The organism is Pseudomonas auratipiscis (assembly GCF_036324085.1).
Taxonomy (GTDB): Bacteria; Pseudomonadota; Gammaproteobacteria; order Pseudomonadales; family Pseudomonadaceae; genus Aquipseudomonas; species Aquipseudomonas auratipiscis.
Window position 1 is genome coordinate 17,477 of sequence record NZ_JAZDCU010000021.1, and the last position, 16,490, is coordinate 33,966.

General features: G+C 59.0%; 15 protein-coding genes. 6 read left to right on the forward strand and 9 right to left on the reverse strand.

Annotation, left to right across the window (positions count from 1 at the left end; translation table 11 throughout):
• Positions 1-7 precede the first annotated feature (7 nt).
• On the forward strand, positions 8-508 hold the full coding sequence (locus V0R60_RS23050; RefSeq protein ID WP_330079948.1) for an anthrone oxygenase family protein: 501 nt from the start codon (positions 8-10) through the stop codon (positions 506-508).
• A gap of 8 nt (positions 509-516) precedes the next feature.
• Here the strand turns inward: V0R60_RS23050 and V0R60_RS23055 are convergent, their stop codons facing one another.
• Together V0R60_RS23055 and V0R60_RS23060 are read right to left on the reverse strand one after the other, a co-directional pair.
• Positions 517-2,877 carry a DNA polymerase II gene (locus tag V0R60_RS23055; RefSeq protein WP_330079947.1) on the reverse strand — a complete coding sequence of 787 codons (2,361 nt, stop codon included), beginning with the start codon at positions 2,875-2,877 and terminating at the stop codon, positions 517-519.
• 230 nt (positions 2,878-3,107) lie between these two features.
• Complete coding sequence (locus V0R60_RS23060; protein WP_330079946.1) at positions 3,108-4,028, reverse strand: LysR substrate-binding domain-containing protein; 921 nt, start codon at positions 4,026-4,028, stop codon at positions 3,108-3,110.
• Between the two features lie 112 nt (positions 4,029-4,140).
• Here V0R60_RS23060 and V0R60_RS23065 point away from each other — a divergent pair, with 112 nt between their 5' ends.
• The 5 genes from V0R60_RS23065 to V0R60_RS23085 all read left to right on the forward strand — a co-directional run bounded on the left by V0R60_RS23065 (position 4,141) and on the right by V0R60_RS23085 (position 7,579).
• Positions 4,141-4,761, forward strand: coding sequence for a LysE family translocator (locus V0R60_RS23065; protein ID WP_136476847.1), 621 nt, complete (start codon positions 4,141-4,143; stop codon positions 4,759-4,761).
• 125 nt (positions 4,762-4,886) lie between these two features.
• Positions 4,887-5,618 (forward strand): sel1 repeat family protein, encoded by a 732-nt coding sequence (locus V0R60_RS23070; RefSeq protein ID WP_371922323.1) that lies wholly within the window; start codon positions 4,887-4,889, stop codon positions 5,616-5,618.
• 103 nt (positions 5,619-5,721) lie between these two features.
• Entirely contained in the window at positions 5,722-6,420 is a 699-nt protein-coding gene (locus V0R60_RS23075; RefSeq protein ID WP_330079945.1) for an AzlC family ABC transporter permease, read from the forward strand.
• Positions 6,417-6,740 (forward strand): AzlD domain-containing protein, encoded by a 324-nt coding sequence (locus tag V0R60_RS23080; RefSeq protein ID WP_136476849.1) that lies wholly within the window; start codon positions 6,417-6,419, stop codon positions 6,738-6,740. The genes V0R60_RS23075 and V0R60_RS23080 overlap by 4 nt, the downstream gene beginning before the upstream one ends.
• Positions 6,737-7,579 (forward strand): AraC family transcriptional regulator, encoded by an 843-nt coding sequence (locus V0R60_RS23085; RefSeq protein WP_136476850.1) that lies wholly within the window; start codon positions 6,737-6,739, stop codon positions 7,577-7,579. Before V0R60_RS23080 ends, V0R60_RS23085 begins: the two co-directional genes overlap by 4 nt.
• Before the next feature lie 75 nt (positions 7,580-7,654).
• Here V0R60_RS23085 and ahpF read toward each other — a convergent pair whose 3' ends face one another.
• The 7 genes from ahpF to galU form a co-directional block, all read right to left on the reverse strand.
• Entirely contained in the window at positions 7,655-9,223 is a 1,569-nt protein-coding gene (gene ahpF, locus V0R60_RS23090) for an alkyl hydroperoxide reductase subunit F (RefSeq protein WP_136476851.1), read from the reverse strand.
• 121 nt (positions 9,224-9,344) lie between these two features.
• Complete coding sequence (gene ahpC, locus V0R60_RS23095; protein ID WP_136476852.1) at positions 9,345-9,908, reverse strand: alkyl hydroperoxide reductase subunit C; 564 nt, start codon at positions 9,906-9,908, stop codon at positions 9,345-9,347.
• A gap of 145 nt (positions 9,909-10,053) precedes the next feature.
• Positions 10,054-12,582 carry a fimbria/pilus outer membrane usher protein gene (locus tag V0R60_RS23100; protein ID WP_330079944.1) on the reverse strand — a complete coding sequence of 843 codons (2,529 nt, stop codon included), beginning with the start codon at positions 12,580-12,582 and terminating at the stop codon, positions 10,054-10,056.
• Positions 12,583-12,602: 20 nt separating this feature from the next.
• Complete coding sequence (locus V0R60_RS23105) at positions 12,603-13,343, reverse strand: fimbrial biogenesis chaperone (protein ID WP_136476854.1); 741 nt, start codon at positions 13,341-13,343, stop codon at positions 12,603-12,605.
• 63 nt (positions 13,344-13,406) lie between these two features.
• Positions 13,407-13,853 (reverse strand): fimbrial protein, encoded by a 447-nt coding sequence (locus V0R60_RS23110; protein WP_236042901.1) that lies wholly within the window; start codon positions 13,851-13,853, stop codon positions 13,407-13,409.
• 273 nt (positions 13,854-14,126) lie between these two features.
• On the reverse strand, positions 14,127-15,485 hold the full coding sequence (gene gorA, locus V0R60_RS23115) for a glutathione-disulfide reductase (protein ID WP_330079943.1): 1,359 nt from the start codon (positions 15,483-15,485) through the stop codon (positions 14,127-14,129).
• A 95-nt stretch (positions 15,486-15,580) separates the two neighbouring features.
• The gene (gene galU / locus V0R60_RS23120) at positions 15,581-16,420 is read right to left on the reverse strand and encodes a UTP--glucose-1-phosphate uridylyltransferase GalU (protein WP_136476857.1); all 840 of its coding nucleotides are present in this window, start codon (positions 16,418-16,420) and stop codon (positions 15,581-15,583) included.
• Between the last annotated feature and the right edge of the window lie 70 nt (positions 16,421-16,490).

The window sequence follows — 16,490 nt, forward strand, 5'->3', positions numbered from 1 at the left end:
CTGGACCATGAGCGTTATCGAGACCTTGCTGTTGTTGCTGATCCTTGCCACCGCCCTCGGCTGTGGCCTGATGGGTGGGCTGTTCTTCGCCTTTTCCAACTTTGTCATGAAAGCACTGGAGCGCATCCCCGAGCAGAGCGCGGTGGCGGCGATGCAGTCGATCAACCAGGTGGTGATCAACCGACTGTTCCTGGCCTTGTTCTTCGGCACCGCGCTAACCAGCATCGCGCTACTGGTCTGGGCCTATCAGCGTTGGCCTTTACCAGGCAGCCTGTGTATGGCCATTGGCAGCGCGCTGTATCTGGCAGGCAATGTGCTGGTGACCCTGCTGTTCAACGTGCCGAAAAACCAGACCCTCGCCCGCCTCGACCCCGCCAGCAGCGAAGCCGCAGCAGCATGGCATCGCTATGTGCCGAGCTGGAATCGCTGGAACCACGTTCGCACGGCAACTGCCCTGGCAGCGGCAGCCTGGCTGATGCTGGCGCTGGGGCTGATTCGGGGTGAGTAACGACTGCGCTAGAACAAGCCCATCTGCCGATCGATCAGAGCGGTGAAGTCGTCCTGCACAAATGGCAGGATGGCATCCGCCACCGGTTGCAGTTGCCGAGTCAGGTAGTGGTCGTAATCGATGGCGCTGTTCCGGGTTTCCAGGGGTTCGGGCCCAGCTACCGTCATCACATAGCTGATCCAGCCGCCGTTCTGGTACTGCCGAGGTCGACCCTGACGCTGGTTGAATTCATCGGCCATGCGCGCCGCCCGCACATGAGGCGGTACATTGCGCTGGTAATCCTCCAGCGGCCGACGCAGGCGCTTGCGATAGATCAGCAACGGGTCCAGTTCACCTGCGAGGGTTTGGCGCACGTACTCGCGTATATAGTCCTGGTAAGGCTGGCGACGGAAAATACGTTCGTAGAGCGCCTGCTGAAACTGGCGAGCCAGTGGCGACCAGTCGGTACGCACGCTTTCCAGCCCCTTGAAAACAATATCTTCCAGGCCGTCCCCACGCTGGACCAACCCTGCATAGCGCTTTTTACTGCCCTCTTCAGTGCCGCGGATGGTCGGCATCAAAAAGCGCTTGTAGTGCGTCTCATATTGCAGTTCCAAGGCGCTGTCGAGCTGATAGGTCTCGCGCAAGTGCTCGCGCCACCACTGATTTACCTGCGCCACCAGGCGACGGCCGATGACATCGGCCTCGGCCTCGTTGTGCGCACCTTTGAGCCAGACGAAGGTAGAGTCGGTATCGCCATAGATCACCGTGTAGCCCTGAGCCTCGATCAACTCGCGAGTGCGACGCATGATTTCGTGACCGCGCAGGGTGATCGACGAAGCCAGGCGCGGATCGAAGAAGCGGCAGCCACTGGAACCGAGTACACCGTAGAACGCGTTCATGATGATCTTCAAGGCCTGGGACAGCGGCGCGTTGTGCTCGCGCTTGGCGCTCTCGCGGCCCTGCCAGACCCGCTCGACAATAGCCGGCAAACAATGGCGCGTTCGAGAAAACCGCGCCCCGCGAAAGCCTGGCACCGAGCTGTCATCACCCGGCTCGCGCAGACCCTCGACCAAACCCAGTGGATCGATTAGAAACGTGCGGATGATCGAGGGATACAGGCTTTTGTAATCGAGCACCAGCACCGACTCGTACAGACCGGGCCGGGAGTCCATGACAAAGCCGCCGGGACTGGCTTCGTCCGGGCGCTCGCCCTGGTTCGGCGCGACAAAGCCTTGGCGGTGCATCAAGGGAATGTAGAGATGACAGAACGCCGCCACCGAGCCGCCACTGCGATCGACCGGTAAACCGGTTACCGTGGCCCGCTCAAGCAGGAAGGTCAGGAGCTCGGTCTTGGCGAAAATTCGCGTGACCAACTCGCAATCCTTGAGGTTGTAGCGTGCAAGCGCTGGCTTGTCCTCGGCGAACATGCGGTTGATTTCATCCATGCGCTGGTACGGCGTATCGATCGCCTTGCCCTCACCGAGCAGAGTTTGCGCCACATTCTCCAGACTGAACGAGGGGAAGCTCCAGGTCGCCGAGCGCAGCGCTTCGATACCATCGATGATCAACCGCCCATTGGCGCCGGCAAAAAAGTGCGAACGGCTGCCATGTGCACGCCATTCCATTGCCTCGCCGCCCCGCCCAAGGCTCAGGGGAACCTTGAGCTGTTCAGCGTGGGCCTGCAGTACGCGCAAGTCGAATTGCACCAGGTTCCAGCCAATGATCGCATCGGGATCGTGCACCGCCATCCAGCGATTCAAACGTTCAAGCAATTGCGCGCGACTGGCGCAATACTCAAGGTCGAAATCAATGCCTTGGGCGTCACCATTCTCAGGACCGAGCATATACACCTGGCGCTGGCCGCAGCCTTCCAGGGCGATGGAATAAAGCTCGCCACGCTCGGTGGTTTCGATGTCCAGCGACACCAGTTTTAGCGCCGGTCGATAGTCGGGGGCCGGTTTTAGATGCGCATCCTGCAACACTCCCCGCTCGTCCGGGATGCCGCTGAAGCTGACCCCAGCGGTAATGAAACGCTCCATCAGATAGCGTTCAGGCGGCTTGATATCGGCCTCGTAGATCTGCACCCCGACCGCACGCAAGCGCTTTTCCAATTGCATCAATTGGCGATGCTGGCGGCAGTACAAACCAAGCACCGGCCGTTGTTCAAAGTCCCGCAGCGCCAGTGGCCGTAACTCGACGCCACGCTCACCACGCACTAATGCCTGGACCTGTTGGCGATGTACCTCGGGAATAAAGGCGACAGAGGTCTGCAACGGTATGCTCAAGCGTCGCGGACCTTGATCGGTGGCCAACCAGAATTCGACGCAGGTGCCTGCCGGGGTATCACGCCAATGCCGGGTCAGGACAAAGCCCTGCTGTAACTCCACCGCTGCAACCTCTGAACAACTGTCTGTAGGACGATTCTACCCTAGCCGACGGCTCACGCGCCCGGTGCAAAGCCGTGGCGATGAGCGCCCCCGGCAATCAACAAGGCCTGACCGATCAACACCAGCACACCGGTCATAAAGCGCGCAATGCCGTCACGCTTGCGCGTGTTCATCGACTTCATGGCTGAGCGGGTATTTGCCGAACATCGGCACGACGTCGAACACAACCATTAGTCATACAAATAATCGACACCGTGGAGCGGTAGTTGCGGCACCAGCGCCAGCAAAAATTCGCCCAACGCTCGTACGTCCCGCGCCTGCGGACTCGTTCGCGGCCAGGTCAGATAATAGCTCTCGGCAGTGGCCACGGCCTGGGGAAATGGCATGACCAGCCGGCCGCTGTCGAGCTCGCCCTGAGCCAGCAGCAAATCGACCACGGCAACGCCGGCGCCTTGCTGCGCGGCGCTAATACCTTGATCGAGGGTATCGAACAATTGGCCACGGTCGATTGTCACCTGCGCAGCCCCCATTCTGGTCAGCCAGCGGCGCCAATCGCGGCGATCTGCCGAAGGGTGCAAAAGTTCGATGAAATTCAATGCATCCAGGTGCTCAGCCGCCTTCACCGGGTGGTCAGGGCTGCATACCGGCACCAACCATTCGTCAAACAGCTTGAGACTGTCGACATCGGCGCTAAAGCGCCCGTCAGCCAGGAGGATGGCGGCCTCGAAAGGCTCGCTGTAGAAGTCGACGTTATCAACATCCATCCACACACTCGAGAGCTGCACACGGCTGTGGTGCTCCTGCTGGCGATATTGTTCCAGCGCCTTGAGCAACCACCGCACGGTCAGGGTGGAAGGCGCTTTCAAACGAATGCCGTTACGGTCTTGCTTGAGCAGGCCGCAGGCATTTTCGATGATTTTGAAGCCGACTTTAAGCTCTTGAGCCAGCAGGCGGCCGGGCTCGGTCAGCGACAGTTTCGGGCCGCGGCGTTCGAACAACGCGCAGTCGAACAAGCTTTCCAGGGTCTTGATGTGATGGCTGATCGCCCCCTGGGTCAACGCCAGTTCATGAGCTGCCCGCGTAAAGGAGCCATGTCGCGCCGCCACCTCGAAAGCCCGCAGCGCCTGCAAGGCTGGAATTCGTTCGGACACGGCCGACCTCAAGCATTAGTAAGACTAATACAAAGCCACAATAACATGCGTTTTTCAAGATGCTCGTCGCTGTCGAGAATAGCCAACACGATTCCAGCTACCGAGCACAACGATGAACACCGCACTACTGCTGACCTATGCACTGACTGTACTTCTACTGATCGCCACGCCTGGCCCGGTGGTGGCGCTTGTCGTCGACACTGCCGCCAATGCTGGCCGCCGCCAGGCGTTGATGACGGCCTTGGGGACCAATGGCGCCTCATTGGTACTGATCGCCCTGGCGGCCTGCCTGATTCTTACCAGCGCCACCATCGCCCCTCCTTTGCTCACGGCCTTGAGCCTGGCAGGCTGCCTGTTTATTGGCTACCTGGCCATTTCCAGCCTGCGCCAGACACTCGGGCAATCGGCCGGCGATGCACCTGCGCCGCCCTCCGCCCAAGGCGGCCTGTGGCGTGGATTCGCCACCGGCCTGTCGAATCCGAAGGACATTCTTTTTTTCGTGGCCCTGTTTCCGCAGTTCATCCATATCACTCACCACACCGGTAACAGCCTGTTACTACTTTCACTGGTTTGGGTAGTGCTGGATATGGCCATATTGGGGGCGTACATCCTGGTGACCCGGACGCTGGCAACCCCGCGGCATCAGCGCCTGATCAGTCTGACCAGCGGTGGCATGCTCCTAGTGATCGCCGTGACAGGGCTGTTTTACAATCTGAGCTCGCTTTGGCACTAATATTCTGCTGCTTTGGACAAGGGTCCTGAAATGGTTAAAATGTTCACCTTTGCCCCAGGCCCCTTCGAGCCCCACTACGGACAGTTGGATTGAACCCTGTAGATCACCGCGTTTCTCGTTCGTTGATGCACAGCCGTCAGACACCGCCTTGCAAGCGCTTTGCCCTGCCGGGCGCCTCGCTATTAGCCGCCGTGCTGGTCGTGCTGGCACCCGTCTGCGTTCAGGCAGAGGGCCTGCAGATCGATCCGCACGCCGATCTGTTGTATCGCCAAGCCCTGACCTTGCTGGAGCAGGCCGAGAGCCAGAACACCAGCTTCAGCCTGAAAACCAGCACCACCAACCAGGATTTGGCGCAACAGGGCCAGAACATGGGCCGCACCTTGGCCCCTGCGGTAGGCCTGTTGAAGAAAGCCGTGGAGCTCGACCACCCGGTAGCCCGCTACCGTCTGGCGTTGTACTACATGACCTACCTGCCCGCCGACCAGATTCCCGACGCCGCCTGCCCGCTGCTTGAAGCCAGTGTTGCCCAAGGATTTGCACCAGCAGCGCTGGGCATTGAGTCCTGGTGCCCGAACTACAACCAAAGCGCAGCGTTTGACCGCGACCTGGAAAACGTCAGCGCTGTCGCCAACCGCTACGCTTCTTACTATCCGCAACCGGCAGAACGCTTGCTGTGCAACCGCACCCAGCCCCAAGGGCTGGCCATGCAGTGGGGTCGCCAACGCGACTACCAGGCTGAAATCTACCGCTTGCAAGGCAATGGCAATCCTGCCCAACGGCAGTTTTACTGGCGCAAGGCGGTAGACCTGAACGGTTGTTTTGCGGTGCAGCAACGATTGCTCAGCAGCAAACATTGAGGCTTGCTTTCACGCCCCGACCTGCGCCATAGCAAGATCGTACAAGTCACCCGCGCGCGGCTCTGGCATGCTGTGCAACCTTGTTCAGTTGTCGCAGACGCCCATGCCCAATCCACCTTTCGCCCGCCAAGCCTTTATCCAGGGCGCCATTGCCATTGTGCCGTTGTCCCTGGCCGTTGCCCCTTGGGGCCTGCTGGCTGGATCAATGGCAATCGAAGCCGACCTCACGCCGTGGGAAGGCCAGGGGCTTTCGGCTATCGTGTTTGCCGGCGCCGCGCAGTTGGTGGCGATCGGCATGATCAAAGGTGGCGCCAACCTGTTCTCAATCCTGCTGACTACTCTGTTGCTGACCTCTCAGCACTTGCTGTATGGCCTGTCGATGCGCCCGGTGCTGTCAGGGCTGCCGACACGCTGGCGGTTGGGCCTGGGCTTTTTGCTCACCGATGAGTTCTTCGCCCTGACCAGCCAGTACGACCAGCAGCAGTTCAATCGCTGGTATGCCCTGGGTGTGGGCCTAACGTTCTACATTGCCTGGAACCTGTTCACACTGGTCGGCATCATTCTCGGGCAGAACATTCCGCACCTGGATCAGTTGGGCCTGGACTTCTCTATCGTCGCGACGTTTGTCGCCCTGATCGCGCCATTGGTACGCAACCTGGCAACCGTGGTCTGCGTCGCCGTGTCCTTGTTCAGTTCGGTACTGTTCAGCTTTTGGCACTGGGAAACCGGCCTGGTGGCGGCCGGTCTGCTGGGCATGAGCGCGGGTTTCATCTGCCAGAAATTCAGTGGAGCACGCTCATGATCTTTGCATTGATTATCGGCATGGGCCTGCTGGTGTTTCTCAATCGCTATGCCTTTCTCGAACCGCGCTTGCCCCTGCGCCTGAGTTCCAACGCACGGCAATTTCTAGGATTTGCCGTACCGGGCATGCTGACTGCGATTTGTGGTCCGATCATTTTCTTGCCAGGCCATGAACTGGACCTGAGCCTGAGCAACCCCTACCTGCTTGGCTCGGTGGTCGCGGTGGTGCTGGTGCTGTTGACCCGCAGCACCTTGATCAGCATGCTGGTGAGCATGGCCTTTTTCTTCGTCATTCGCTGGTGGTTGAACGGCAGCCCATGAACCTTGCGCCGCAGGAACAGACCCGCTTCTGGCAAGCCCCCGCACTTGGCGATATCGAGCTGCTGCACGCTCGATATTTCCAGCAGCGCTTTGCTCCGCATGTGCATGAAGGCTATGTGATCACCATCATCGAGTCGGGCGCCCAACGGTTCTGGCACCGTGGCAGCGAACACCTGGCGCCGGTGGGCAGCATGGTGCTGATCAATCCCGATGAGCTGCATACAGGAGCGAAGGCCCACGAACAGGGCTGGCGCTACCGGGGTTTTTATCCGGAAAGTGAGCGCATCACCGGCGTGCTGGACGAACTGGAACTCAAGCGCGATGGCTTGCCCAGCTTCGAAGCCAGCGTGCTGCATGACCGGCAACTGGCCAAGGCTTTCAGCTGGCTGCACCGCTCGGCGGAACAGGGGGCCAGTGCCCTGGAACAACAGACCGCCTGGCGCGAGGCCGTATTGTTGCTGGTGCAACGCCATGCCCGAGTGGGCAGTGTCCGCCAGCCAGGTAACGAGCCCTGCGCCGTGGCCCGGGCCAAGGAGTTGATGGACAGTCGCCTGGCCTACCCGCCTTCACTGCAAGAGCTGGCTCAGTCAGTGAACCTTTCGCCCTTCCATTTCGCCCGCGTTTTCCGTCAGGCCACCGGTCTGCCGCCGCATGCCTGGCTCAAGCAGCGGCGCCTGAGCCGGGCGCGAGAATTGCTGAAAAACGACTGTCTGCCGTTCAATGTCGCGTTTGCCTTGGGGTTTTCCGATCAGAGCCACTTGAACCGACAGTTCAAGCAAGCCTATGGGGTGACGCCTGGTGAATACCGGCGTGCGTGTGTGGGCGAGCGTCTGGCTTGAACAATAAGTAAGTCGCCGGGCAAGCCTGCGTCTACCGGTTTCAGGTAGGCACACGCTTGCCCGGCACGCTGTCCATCAGGCCGGCGCAGACGTCCGGATCAAGTGATCAAAAGCCGCCAGCGACGCCTTGGCCCCCTCACCCACGGCAATCACGATCTGCTTGTACGGCACAGTGGTCACATCGCCCGCCGCAAATACACCCGGCAGGTTGGTCTGGCCACGGGCATCGACGATGATCTCGCCTCGCGGCGTCAACTCGACAGTGCCTTTGAGCCAATCAGTGTTGGGCAACAGGCCGATCTGAACAAAGATCCCTTCCAGTGCAATGTCATGCTGCTCGTCGCTGTTACGGTCTTTGTAGCGCAGGCCATTGACCTTCTCGCCATCACCCAGCACTTCGGTAGTGAGCGCACTGGTAATGACCTTCACGTTCGGCAAACTGTGCAACTTGCGTTGCAGGACAGCATCGGCACGCAACTGGCTGTCGAACTCGATCAGGGTGACATGGGCAACGATGCCGGCCAGGTCGATAGCTGCCTCGACACCCGAGTTGCCGCCACCGATCACCGCCACGCGCTTGCCTTTGAACAGCGGGCCATCGCAGTGCGGACAGTAGGCCACGCCACGGCTGCGGTACTCTTTCTCGCCCGGCACGTTCATTTCACGCCAGCGCGCACCGGTAGCCAGAATCACGGTCTTGGCCTTGAGCGAGGCGCCACTGGCCAGGCGCACTTCGTGCAGGCCGCCGTCGGTGGCTGGAATCAGCGCTTCGCCACGCTGTAGGTTCATGATATCCACGTCGTACTGTTTGACGTGTTCTTCCAGGGCCATGGCCAGTTTCGGGCCTTCAGTTTCCTGAACCGAAATGAAATTTTCGATCGCCATGGTGTCGAGCACCTGACCACCGAAACGCTCAGCGGCAACACCGGTACGGATGCCTTTACGCGCAGCGTAGATGGCCGCCGCAGCACCGGCTGGACCACCGCCCACTACCAGCACATCAAAAGCGTCCTTGGCGTTGATTTTCTCAGCCTGGCGCTCACCCGTACTGGTGTCCAGCTTGGCGACGATCTCTTCCAGCCCCATGCGCCCCTGGCCAAATACTTCACCATTGAGGTACACACTTGGTACAGCCATGACTTTGCGCGATTCGACTTCTTCCTGGAACAACGCACCGTCAATAGCGACGTGACGCACATTGGGATTGAGCACCGCCATCAGGTTCAGCGCCTGGACAACGTCCGGGCAGTTCTGGCACGACAACGAAAAGTAGGTTTCGAAGTTGAACTCACCTTCAAGGCTGCTGATCTGTTCGATCAATTCGGCGCTGGCCTTGGACGGGTGACCGCCAACCTGCAACAGCGCCAGCACCAGCGAGGTGAATTCGTGCCCCATGGGAATGCCGGCAAAGCGCAGACTGATGTCTTTTGCAGCCCCTGGGCGATTGAGCGAGAACGATGGGCGGCGGGCGTCGCTGCCGTCCTCACGCAAGGTAATCAGAGTGGACAGGCTGGCAATTTCAACCAGCAAGTCGCGCATTTCGCGGGACTTCGCGCCGTCATCGAGGGAGGCAACGATCTCGATCGGCTGAGTGACCCGCTCCAGGTAGGTTTTCAACTGAGTTTTAAGCGTGGCGTCCAACATACGGGCGATTCCTTTTTCAAACGGTAGAAATAAAAACGCCCGAGCGAAAGCGCCCGGGCGTTTTGCGGGGCGGTGACAACGTCAGGTGCGGTGGCTCACCGCCCTCGGCTGGCTCACGGTCTTAGATCTTGCCGACCAGGTCCAGCGATGGCGCCAGGGTAGCTTCGCCTTCTTTCCACTTGGCCGGGCAGACTTCGCCTGGGTGGGCAGCGACGTACTGGGCAGCCTTGATCTTGCGCAGCAGTTCGCTGGCGTCACGGCCTACACCGCCATCGTTCAGCTCAACGATTTTGATCTGACCTTCCGGGTTGATCACGAAGGTGCCACGGTCAGCGATACCGGCTTCTTCGATCAGCACGTCAAAGTTGCGCGAGATGACGTGGGTAGGGTCACCGATCAGCGGGTACTGGATCTTGCCAATGGTTTCCGAGGTGTCGTGCCAGGCTTTGTGGGTGAAGTGGGTGTCGGTGGACACACCGTAGATTTCCACGCCCAGGTCTTTGAATTCGGCGTAGTTATCGGCCAGGTCGCCCAGCTCGGTAGGGCAGACGAAAGTGAAGTCAGCCGGGTAGAAGAACACCACGGACCATTTGCCCTTGAGGTCGGCTTCAGACACTTCGACGAACTTGCCCTGGTGGTAAGCAGTGGCTTTGAACGGTTTTACCTGGCTATTGATAATAGGCATAAGTGACTCTCCTTCAGGGGGTTGAAAAAACTGATGGAAGAATCGTAGCCAATACACTCACTCAATGCTCATTGGTAAACCTCATGTTGGTGATTGGTTTTGGCTATAAGCGTGCGTCCCTATAGGTGAAAGGCGTCTTACCACACTAGAGTAAGACACGATCGTCAGGAACACACCTGGCGGTCAAAACTGAGGGACCATGGATCTTGGTTTGAGACTCAGGCAACTGGTAATTCACCGAACAGCGTTGCTGATTACCCCGCCCCCAACGCACTTGCAGGCTGCCCTGCGTCTCGATACCGCGTACATGCAAGCGGCTGCCCTGCCCGACCATCCCCAGTTCATCCCCGGCCTCATTGACCACGCTGGCGCCGAATGGCAACGCACTGCCATCCGCCAGCCGTGCATCGATCAAAGCACTGCGTCCGCTGCGCGTTGGGAAGTAAAGCAAAGGGGCGGCGCCAGCACGCGGCACAACCTGCTGACTGCTGATCTGCAGTTCCACATCCTGCGAAGTGCCCTTGGGATCAAGTTCCACGGTGTTGAGGCTGTAGGGTGACAACTGTGGCAGTACGCCATATCCGCGCCGGTCGAGGCGCACCTGCGGCGCTTGCTTGAGCCGTGCGTGCTCCGCTCCTGGGGCGTGCACGATAGCAAAGCTTTCGCCTAACGACTGCGCCCCGGTCAACCCACCTGCGTGAGCGATGACTGCACCGCGAACACCCATGGAGACCTGCCGATAGTCGTTGTGCTGAAGCAACGAAGCACTGATTTCGGAGGCTGCGCCGCTGTATCGCAGGCTTGCATCCACACCCGCGGTGTTGCGTTGCTGGTCATGTGCCGTTGACAGGCCTAGACCATAGCTCCACTCGCTATGCTCACCCGCCGTTGTCGTGAACCGCGTGGTGCTGCTGCTCTGTCCCTTGCCGACACCGTTCCAACTGCTGTTCAACGAGCTTCGCCTTTGGCGGCCAAGCGGCATACTCAGGGACAAGCCAAACTGATTGAGATGCCCGGTCGAAGCGGACTGCTCTCGGGAGGCGGTAATGCCGTAGCCCAGTGATCTGTAACGATTGAAATAGCCCACTGAATAGCTCAAATAACTACCTGCTTGCCCCGAATACTGCATACGCGTGGCCTGCAAGCTGAACCGACCACGTTGATCACCCAAGCCCTGGCTGACAGCAACACTTGCGCGCACGCTTGCCTGTTGATTAGGTAAAATGCCCACCCCATCACTCTGTCCACGGGCAAAGTCGTTAAAACCGTAATAACCCGGGCGATTGCTGCTCAGACTGATGCTCAGATCAGTCATCGACGTCGCGATTACGTGTCGCCAATGGAGGCGAAGTGCTTCGCCACGGGCGGCCGGCTGCCCAGTCTGCTTTGCTCGCGAACCCAACAGGGTTAGTGCCAGTGCGCCGATCTGACTGTTGAATGTCGCCCCCATGGCGGCCGAATGGTAGCCATCTGCACCCAGCACACCACCATGGACGCTCATGTGATTGCTCAGGCCCTGTTGCCAACTGCCTTGCAAATGCTCGGGCCCGACGTTGCCCAGGCCATCGCGCCAACGCCCGAGGCTGAAGTCAAAACGACTGGCGCCTGGGCGCAGGGCCAACGGCGCAGCCTGATAAGGGACGGTATAGATACGCTGGTTACCATCGGCTTCCCTGATTGTCACTTCCAGGTCATCACTGTAGCCATTGGCATACAGATCGTTGATTTCGAACGGTCCTGGCTGAACTGTCGACTCATGCACAACAACACCTCGCTGACGTATGGTCAGCAGCGCCGTAGTGTAGGCAATGCCACTGACCGTCGGTGCAAAGCCACGTTGCGAAGCTGGTAGCATGCGTTCGTCGCTACCCAGCCCAAGTCCCAGGTAGGCAATGCTGTCGAAGACTTCACCTCGGCTGAAAGCCTCACCCAGTGTCAACTGCGCCTTCCACATCGGCACATCACGTTGCACATAGGTGGCAACCGGTTGGTAGCGCTGTTCCACACCCTCGCCCGCCTGCACGTTACCTTCATGGCGCCAATACCAGGCGCCGGTATTAACACCGCTGCGCAGGCCCAGAAAGGACTGGTTCCAATGCTGACTATCTGCCCTGCTCTGCTGGCTGAACTGGTTCAAGCGGTAATCGACGAACGCTACTTGCGTACCGCTGCTCCACTGCTGCGCAGGCAAGTAGTCACGCGCATCGGACAACAATGCCAGTTGGGCGATCTGCAGGTTAAGTCGTAACGCGGAGTAGTCCAGATGCTCGCTGGCCTGTAACCCCAGCGCAGACAAGGGTACGCAACTGGCGTTTGCACGCAGTTGCGCTTGTGCAGATGGCGCCAGCCGGGATTGATCGATTGCCAACGCTTCGAGCAAGGTAGCACTGTAACAAGGTTGGGCTTGGTGACCGTCGCCCTGAAGGCGCAATGAAACCGGCCAGCGCCCGCTCCAGTTCTCATTGATCACGACATCCAGTAGTTGCTCACCCTCGGGTACGGCGTCAGCCTGTTGGAAACGGCTCACATCGGCCACTGGACCACCCTCGCCTTGCAGGAAGCGGGGATCGAACTCCAGTGCCAGCGCCTGCGCCGCACTGACCGCCAGCCCCATGCCCAGGCAACATAGCGCCTGGACCCGTCGCCATGGGCGACCGGTGCAAGATCTGTTCATGGTTATTGCCCCCAGTGCACTCAGTGCCTGGGCACCACTTCGGCTGGCGTGCGGGCAGGCAGCACCGTGCCGTAATCGTTGACACTGGCGAAGTGCACCGCCGCCATCGCAGCCTGGACACTCATCAGGCCTTTCACTGCGAATAGCTGGGCCGACAACGGCGCGATATGGCTGCTGATTACCGGATACTGACGACCGTCGACATGCACTGACAACTCACTGAGGTTGACGTAAAAGTGGCTCGGGTTATGGGCTTCGAGCATCCAGCCCTCAGCGCTGCGCAGCAAACGCCAGCTCACCGATTGCGCCGCTAGTTGAGCATTGCCTGCAAGCCCTTGGGGGCGATAGAGCAGCTTGATACGAGAACGCACGGCCAGTTGCAACGCGTTACCCTGGCCCTTAGGGGGAATGTCCAACACGTTAAGCCAGTAAAGGCTCTCGCGGTCAGAGGCAAATTCATGTTCGCTCTGGAACAGCCGTAGCGTCTGCCCCTTGCCGGGATCGAGCCGGAACAACCCTGGCGTCAGACTGAATGGCACGTTCAGTTGCTCCACCGGCACATCTGCTTGTCCGTCATCGACCCACGCTTGCACTAACGAGGGATGCTGGCCTTTGTTGCTGAGGCTGACGGTAACCTCCCCAGCATCGGCCGGATAAATCACCCGGGTGGTTGCAATCACCACGTTTGCATTGACCGCCCCGCTGAACACGCAGGCAGCCAGCAGCCACCCGCGCCACATTGGCAGGCAAAATCCTTTCATAGAGGTTTCCTGAAGCAACAAAGGCAGAAGAAGGCAGCCCGATTGAGGGCTGCCTCGGCGCAATTACGGGTACACCAGGGTGTATTGCACGCGAGTGTTTACCGGTCCTGGAGTCGTGCCCCCCAAGGAGTAGTACTCGGCGTAATAGTTGAGCACCGCCCGGCCGCTGACAATATCGACGACCTGGGAGTTCTGGTTGCCTTGGGCGCCTGCCAGATCCATCACTGCTTTATTGCCATTGCGCAATTGAACCTCGACATTGGTGCTGCCACTGGCATCAACAATCAACCGCCCTTGCGGGCTGATGGTTGGACCGGGTTCAAAATAGGTAGAGACGCGATTCAGGCCAGGAGAGCAGTTGGTCAGCCTCAAGTTGAATGGCGTTTCGCCGGCAACCTGACCAGGATTGATCAGCAGACTGGCAGCCACAGGCGGCAAGGTCACGGCGACATCACTGCTCCCGCCATTGACCAGACAGGTGCCGGCCAGAACGCTACCGCTGAAACTCATCTGACCATTGGCTTGAGCCAGCCCAGCCCCAAAGAGAAGGCAGCAGCTCGCGGCGAGAAGGGATTTTTTTGAAGGTTTCATAGTGACATTCACTTGAGAAATGATTGGGACAATCAGGCCTCACCTGACTGGACGCTGGATTGCAGCGCCCGGCCAGTATCTGGAATGTCCCTATCGGCGAATGTCAGCTGCGGTCAACCGAGCCAACCGCTTTCGTCACGCTAAAAGTAGGAAACCGCACGTTCACTTCGCGCGTAAACACGCAGTCTCGCCTTAACGCGATACGGGTGTACGCAGTGTCACGAACTCTTCGGCAGCCGTCGGATGCACCCCGATGGTTTCGTCGAACTGCTGCTTGGTTGCCCCCGCCTTGAGCGCAATGCCCAGACCTTGAATGATCTCGCCAGCCTCCGGACCGACCATATGGCACCCCAACACACGGTCGGTATCGGCATCGACCACGAGCTTCATCAGGGTCTTCTCCTGAATATCGGTCAAGGTCAGCTTCATCGGCCGGAAGCGGCTCTCAAATACCTGCACGTTGTGCCCTTGCTCCAACGCCTGCTCTTCAGTCAGGCCGACGGTACCGATAGGCGGCTGGCTGAACACGGCGGTCGGAATGTTCTGGTAGTCCACCGGACGGTATTGCTCGGGCTTGAACAAGCGTCGGACCACCGCCATGCCTTCGGCCAGCGCCACGGGCGTCAATTGCACCCGACCAATCACATCACCAATGGCCAGAATCGACGGTTCGGTGGTCTGGTACAAATCATCCACGCGAATGAACCCACGAGAATCCAGCTCCACGCCGGTGTTTTCCAGGCCCAGGTTATCGAGCATCGGGCGTCGACCCGTGGCGTAGAAAACGCAGTCTGCAACGTACTCGCTACCGTCTTTGAGTGTGGCCTTGAGGCTACCGTCATCCTGGCGTTCGATGCGCTGGATATCGCTGTTGAACTGCAGCTCCATGCCGCGTTTTTCCAGCTCTTCTTTCAGGTGCGTGCGCACGGCGCCATCGAAGCCGCGCAAGAACATGTCACCACGATAAAGCAGGGTGGTTTTCGCGCCCAACCCCTGGAAGATTCCGGCAAATTCCACAGCGATATAGCCACCGCCAACGACCAGAACACGCTTGGGCAACTCTTTGAGGAAGAAGGCTTCGTTGGAACTGATCGCCAGCTCTTTGCCGGGGATATCCGGAATCTGTGGCCAGCCGCCAGTAGCAACGAGGATGTGTTCGGCGGTGTAGCGCTGACCGTCGACTTCCACTGTGTGGGCGTCGGCAAGCTTGGCGTGGCCTTCGAGCAAGGTAACGCCACTGTTGACCAACAAGTTGCGGTAGATACCGTTGAGTCGTTCGATTTCACGGTTTTTGTTGGCGATCAACTGGCCCCAGTCGAACTGAGCGTCCTCAAGTGACCAGCCAAAACCTGCGGCCTGCTCGAAGTCATCGGAAAAGTGTGCACCGTAGACCAGCAGCTTTTTCGGCACACAGCCGACGTTGACACAGGTGCCGCCCAGGTAACGGCTTTCGGCAACCGCCACCTTTTTACCGAAACCGGCAGCGAATCGCGCAGCACGCACACCACCGGACCCGGCACCAATCACAAACAGATCAAAATCGTAGGACATATCGACGCTCTCAAGTTGCAAGTTTCAAGCTACCAGCTACAAGAAAAAGCCGTATGCGATCCACTTGCAACGTGTAGCTTGCCGCTTGAAGCTATTTAGTAGGCCTTACCGGTCTTGTAGAAGTTTTCGAAGCAGAAGTTGGTGGCATCGATGTAGCCTTCGGCGCCGCCACAGTCAAAACGCTTGCCTTTGAATTTGTAGGCAATGACGCAGCCGTTCTGCGCCTGCTTCATCAAGGCGTCGGTGATCTGGATCTCACCGCCTTTGCCTGGCTCGGTTTCTTCGATCAGCTTGAAGATGTCCGGGGTCAGGATGTAGCGACCGATGATTGCCAAGTTCGATGGCGCATCTTCCGGCGCAGGCTTCTCGACCATGCTGTTCACCCGGTAAATGTCGTCACGGATCATTTCACCAGAGATCACACCGTACTTGTTGGTCTCTTGAGGATCGACTTCCTGAATGGCGACGATCGAGCAACGGAATTGGTTGTACAGCTTGACCATCTGTTGCAGCACGCCATCACCTTCAAGGTTGACGCACAGGTCGTCCGCCAGCACGACGGCGAAGGGCTCGTCGCCGATCAGAGGGCGGCCGGTCAGGATTGCGTGGCCCAAGCCTTTCATTTCGGTCTGACGGGTGTAGGAGAACGAACACTCGTCGAGCAGACGACGGATGCCGACCAGGTATTTTTCCTTGTCGGTGCCTTTGATCTGGTTTTCCAGCTCGTAACTGATGTCGAAGTGGTCTTCCAGCGCCCGCTTGCCACGACCTGTAACGATGGAGATCTCGGTCAGACCCGCTTCCAGCGCTTCTTCAACGCCGTACTGGATCAGTGGCTTGTTTACCACCGGCAGCATTTCCTTGGGCATGGCTTTGGTAGCAGGCAGGAAGCGAGTGCCGTAACCGGCTGCCGGGAACAAGCATTTCTTGATCATATACGTCCTTAACAGGGGCTTTGCGTACGAAATTCGGCGCAGTCTAATCAGGCGGCAGTCACCTTACAAT